Here is a 5,027-nt window from a genome sequence, read left to right as displayed (position 1 = left end):
AAAACAGGCTTTAGCCCTGATTTAATCATTGCTCCTTATTACTCACATGAAGCAGGAGTAAAGGCTAAGCTTGAAAGTGTGGCAAGTTCTATGAATATCACAGCTATTGTGGATCTTTACGCTACAAATGTTGGCGAAGCTATTAATACAATGGAGGCTTTTAGCTCTAAAAGATTAATTGCCACTTGGCCACAGGTTCAAATCCTAAATACAAGGGGATCTTATGCTTATGTTCCACAATCTCCTATCATCGCAGGTTTAATAGCTCATACAGATGGGGATAAAGAATATGGCTTTAGTGATTCTTACTCAAATAGAGTGATGAATGGGGTTACTGGCACAGAACATTTTATAGAGTTTATCAATGGCTTTGATTGTGATGCAGAAAGATTAAGAAATGCTCACATTTCAACTTGTATTTTAGGTGAAGGTTATCGCTCTTGGGGTGGGGAAACTAGCCATGAAGATACGATTTGGCAAGATTTAGCTCGTGTAAGAACCTTTGATCGTATAGCCCTAGCAGGACAAAAAGCAGCTTTTAAGGCTATTGATAAAAAAGCAAGTGAATTATATTTTATAAAAATCAGCATTGAAGAATTGCTAAGAGATTTAAAAGGAGCTAAGGTTTTAATTGGCTATGAGGTAAGCTGGGATGAAGAAAGAAACACAGATGCCAATGTGAGTGCTGGTAAGTTTTATCTAAATATAAAAATGATGAATAATCCAATCGTTAAACAAATCACTTTAGAGTTCATCTACTCTGATGAATGGGCGAGTGATTTGATTAAAACTATTAGTGCGGATAGTTAATAAATTTTTAAAAGGAGAAAATAAAAATGAAAAGAATAATTGGCGAAGTTATACAGGAAGGTAATATTTATATAGATGGTCAAGGTTATCTTGGAGTGGTTAGAAATTTAAAATTGCCTGATATAGAACAAGAGATGATTGAAACCAAAGGAGTTTTAGGAGCAAATTATAGTAGCGGGGTTTTAAAGCCTTTAGAAATTAGCTTTAAATTAGCCGTTGTTGATCCAGTGCTTTATGCGGCTTTCTTTCATACTACTTTTAGTGAGATTAAAGCTCCTTTGCTTTTTAGAGAAAGTGTTCACAAAGGTGGAAAAAACTATGGTATTAATGCTGAGTTTTTAGGAGAGTTTATAAGCATAAGTGAAAGTGATCATGAAAGTGGAAAAGAGGTGGAAGCTGAAATTAAAATGGCAGTTCATTTTTACATGCAACGCCGCAATAACATTCCAATCATTACCTACGATCATAAAAACACTATTTTAATGATAAATGGGGTGGATATGATGAGTGATGTAAGAAGCAATTTAACCCTTTAAACACTGATTAATCGGAGTTTAATTAACAATACTGGGATTTTAGGATTAAAGTTTGGCTTTTTGGGCATTGCGTAGCAATGGGTGGGGAAGTCTTTAGTTGCTTCTCAGGCGGAATTACTTCCGCCATAAAGAAGGATAAAAAGGAAAGAAAAATGAAAGAAAAAATAATCAAACTTGAAAATGGCGAAGAATTAAAAATGAGAGAGCCAAATGTGCGTGTATTAAAAAACGCCACTAATAAAAGTGAAAAAGAAATGGAGCAAACTATTTATATGATAGCTGCACTTACCAATAAGCAAGAAAGTGAAATTGAAGATTTGAATCTTAAAGATTTTAAAGCTTTACAGGACGCTCTTAAAGATTTTTTGGTAGAAGCAGGAGTTATAGCTTAGAGGCTATAGCTCTTATAAGTCATACTTTGCATTGGGGATTAAATGAAGTTTTAGATTTAAGCTTAGATGAGTTTGAAGAAGCTTTAGCAATTTCAAAAGAATTTTTAAAGGCTAAGAGTTTTTGATTGTTTTATTTTTCAAAAAATAAATTTTTAAAATAGCAAAAAGAATAAAATCTAAACTTATTACAATTAGCCAAGTAGGTAAAATAAGCAATAAAGCAATGGGTGGCATAATCATCACTAAAATAGCAGTTATGATAATACTTATAAAATAAGAAAAAATAAAAATAGCCATTGTATTAAAAAAACCATCACTTGCACTTTGATAGCTTATGTAAAAAGCAGGTATGAGTGTTGTTAATAATAAGGCAATATGTGAAATTATATCATCGTTAATAAATTTTAAAACTTTCATAGTAAAGATTTTAAAATACAATCGCTTAAAAAGGGTTGAATATGGAAAATGCTGGAAGTATTGGAATTGGTGTTATTTTAGGACTAGCGATTAAAAACGCAAGTGCCGTTGGCAAGGTAGTTAAAGATTTTAGCAATTTAGAAAAAATAGCAGCAAAAACTAAACTCGGCATTAGTGGATTACAAAAAGAATTAAACGCTCTTAAACTCAATGCCAATTTAAGAGCGGAATTAAAAGCTCAAAGAAAAGGTTTGCAAGATGAGTTTTTAAGTTTAGGTAATGTTATTCGAGGTGGAATTATTGGTAAGGGTTTAGGAGAAGCTATCAGCTTTGAATCTGCTATGGCTGATGTGAGAAAGGTTGTGAATTTTGATGAAGGCGATGATATTAAAAAAATGAGTGCTGATATCCTTAAGATGTCTCAAACTTTACCTGTTACTGCCAATGAGTTAGCAGCTATAGCTGCTGCTGGAGGACAGATTGGACTTGGTTCAAAAGATGTAAGAGAATTTACAAATCTTGTAACTAAAATGAAAGTGGCATTTGATATGAGCGCTGAAGATGTGGGAGATAGCGTTGCGAAAATTAAAAATATTTTAGGCATTTCTTTAAAAGACATGGAGGATTTAGGCGATAGTATTAATAATCTTTCAGATAATAGTGCATCTAAGGCTAGAGAGATTATTGATGTTATGAAAAGAACTGCAGCTGCTGGAAAGCAAATAGGATTTACTAAAGAACAAATTGCGGCTTTAAGCTCTTCTTTTATATCTTTAGGTAAGGGACCTGAAGTAGCAGGAACAGCTATTAATAGTCTTTACCGCGTTTTAGCCACAGCTGATAACATGGGAACTAAAACTGAATCTGCTTTTGCAAAGCTTGGTATAAGTGGAGCATTTTTAAAACAAGCCAGTTTTGATGATCCTCAAAAAGCTTTAGATATGTTTTTACAAAGAATTTCAAAACTAGACCAAAAAGAACAAATGGGCGTTTTAGTTGATATTTTTGGTCGTGAATTTGCAGATGATATGGCAACTCTTGTTGGAGGGCTTGACACTTATAAAGAAGCTTTAAAAAATGCTGGTGATGAAGCAAAAAAAGGCTCTTTACAAAGGGAATTTGATACAAGGGCTGCTACCACTGAAAATTCTATTATATTAATGAAAAATGCTTTTAATTCCTTAGCTGTTAATTTAGGTTCGGTTTTTTTACCTGCAATATCATGGGTGAGTACTGGAATTTCTTATCTTGTTAATAGTATCACTTATATTACAGGACTTGTCCCTGGTCTTAATGGGGTTTTAGGAGGACTTATAGCCACTTTTTTGCTCGCCAAACCTGCGGTTTTAGCTTATGCTATTGCTAAAAACTATCTTAAAGATTGCACCATTTTACTTAAAAGTGCTTTGATTAAAACAAGAATACATCTTTTAGCTTTTCGTAATTCTTGTATATTATCTAATATTACTTTAAAAGCAAAAACCGTCACAACTACTATTTACACAACCTCCCTTAAAGCCTTATCTTTTGTTTTAGGTGGGCTTAATAAAGTTTTTAAAGCCGTAGCTATTGGTATTAGAGTGTTAAGCATGGCTATGATGAGTAATCCCATTGGTCTTATTTTAGGGGGCATTGCAATAGTGGCTGGGCTTATTATTGCAAATTGGGATAAGGTTAAGTCTTGGTTTAAATCTTTTATAGAATGGCTTAAACCTGTTTGGGAGCCTATATACAATGTCATTAAAGCAGTATTTGATAAATGTGCCCTTGTATTTACAAGTTTTAAAGATATTATTATGAGTGTTGCTTCTCCATTAGCTGAGTTTTTAAATTCTATTTGGCAAGGTGTTGGGGATTTCTTTTATAGTATTTTTGGTTCTTTATTTGATTGGTTTGCTTCTAAGCTTTCTTGGGTAGGAGATATGATCTCATCTATAAGTGGCTTTATAAAAGATGCTCTTGATTTTGTAGGGCTTGGAGATGATGAAGAAGTTAAGATAAGCCAAAGTGAACAAAACAAAGAAAAAGTCTTTACTACAAACACTTATAAAGATGAATTAGCTGAGACAAAAAGTATAAATCATACTCCAAGCTTTAATAATGGCAATATCAATATAAGTGTTAATGGTACTTTTAACATAGCGACTAAAGATGGCAATTTTAATATGCAAGAATTTGCAAATACTATACAAAAAAGTGTATTTGACGCTTTAAGAAAGCAAGAACAAAACAAAATGAACACTACAATTTATGGATAAAATATGAGTGAATATATAGAAATAAAAGGGCTTGAAAACTTTTTTAAAGCTTGTGATAAATTAATAGATATGGATAAACACGGGCAAAGCATTATGGCGAGTGCTGGAGAGAGTATAAGAAATAGCATTATAGACTCTTTTAAAAACGAACGCAGTATTTTTAATGGAAAATGGCAAAGCTTAAAACCAGCTACCATAAAACAAAAGATAAAAGATGGTAAGAATAAAGGAATTTTAAAAAGAGATGGGGATTTAAGTAATGCTTTAAATTGGCAAAGCGAACCTACCAAAAGCGGAGTAGAAGTCTTTAATAATATACAGACTAAAAATGGCTTTAAATATGGTTATGTTCATCAATGGGGAAACAGAAAAAGAAAAATTCCTCAAAGAGCTTTTTTACCCATAGATAATAACAAAGTCTTGCACCCAAGTATAAGAAGTGTGATTTATAAAGATACTAAGGATTTTATTGAAAAAATTGTTAAGAAGTGATGGCAAGGAAGACCAAAGCCTTCCTTTTTCTAAAAACTAGCAAAAGCATTATAGCTTTGTTTTTAAAGACTAGCTTTTTAAATTTTATTTTGAAAGGAGTTTGTATGAAAAATAATACAGAC

6 protein-coding genes are annotated in these 5,027 nt (G+C 32.4%); 5 read left to right on the top strand and 1 reads right to left on the bottom strand.

The genetic code is table 11. From position 1 onward, the window contains the following. The 3 genes from AJ885_RS09870 to AJ885_RS09860 form a co-directional block, all read left to right on the top strand. Window positions 1–810 (top strand): phage tail sheath family protein (locus tag AJ885_RS09870; protein WP_070281258.1); only part of this gene is annotated, 810 nt, incomplete at its 5' end. 26 nt (window positions 811–836) lie between these two features. Then, window positions 837–1,346, top strand: a complete 510-nt coding sequence (locus AJ885_RS09865; RefSeq protein ID WP_002827105.1) for a phage major tail tube protein — start codon at window positions 837–839, stop codon at window positions 1,344–1,346. Window positions 1,347–1,498: 152 nt separating this feature from the next. Beyond that, window positions 1,499–1,738, top strand: a complete 240-nt coding sequence (locus tag AJ885_RS09860) for a phage tail assembly protein (protein WP_032593234.1) — start codon at window positions 1,499–1,501, stop codon at window positions 1,736–1,738. A gap of 111 nt (window positions 1,739–1,849) precedes the next feature. Here the strand turns inward: AJ885_RS09860 and AJ885_RS09855 are convergent, their stop codons facing one another. Further along, window positions 1,850–2,155, bottom strand: coding sequence for a hypothetical protein (locus AJ885_RS09855; protein ID WP_002791365.1), 306 nt, complete (start codon window positions 2,153–2,155; stop codon window positions 1,850–1,852). Between the two features lie 41 nt (window positions 2,156–2,196). Here AJ885_RS09855 and AJ885_RS09850 point away from each other — a divergent pair, with 41 nt between their 5' ends. Then, window positions 2,197–4,413: a phage tail tape measure protein gene (locus tag AJ885_RS09850; RefSeq protein WP_070281257.1), complete on the top strand. Its 2,217-nt coding sequence runs from the start codon at window positions 2,197–2,199 to the stop codon at window positions 4,411–4,413. A 3-nt stretch (window positions 4,414–4,416) separates the two neighbouring features. Further along, window positions 4,417–4,905 carry a phage virion morphogenesis protein gene (locus AJ885_RS09845; RefSeq protein ID WP_032593229.1) on the top strand — a complete coding sequence of 163 codons (489 nt, stop codon included), beginning with the start codon at window positions 4,417–4,419 and terminating at the stop codon, window positions 4,903–4,905. The last annotated feature ends 122 nt before the right edge of the window (window positions 4,906–5,027 follow it).

This window comes from Campylobacter sp. BCW_6464 (genome assembly GCF_001762775.1).
In the GTDB taxonomy this organism is placed as follows: Bacteria; Campylobacterota; Campylobacteria; order Campylobacterales; family Campylobacteraceae; genus Campylobacter_D; species Campylobacter_D jejuni.
The sequence above is the reverse complement of the archived record's forward strand: the minus strand, read 5'-3'. Positions and strand labels throughout refer to the sequence as shown.

What these genes read in the sequence shown, in the direction of transcription:
- AJ885_RS09850 (WP_070281257.1), top strand. Translation starts at nt 2,197, where the DNA reads ATGGAAAATGCTGGAAGTATTGGAATTGGTGTTATTTTAGGACTAGCG.
- AJ885_RS09855 (WP_002791365.1), bottom strand. Translation starts at nt 2,155, where the DNA reads ATGAAAGTTTTAAAATTTATTAACGATGATATAATTTCACATATTGCC.
- AJ885_RS09860 (WP_032593234.1), top strand. Translation starts at nt 1,499, where the DNA reads ATGAAAGAAAAAATAATCAAACTTGAAAATGGCGAAGAATTAAAAATG.
- AJ885_RS09845 (WP_032593229.1), top strand. Translation starts at nt 4,417, where the DNA reads ATGAGTGAATATATAGAAATAAAAGGGCTTGAAAACTTTTTTAAAGCT.
- AJ885_RS09865 (WP_002827105.1), top strand. Translation starts at nt 837, where the DNA reads ATGAAAAGAATAATTGGCGAAGTTATACAGGAAGGTAATATTTATATA.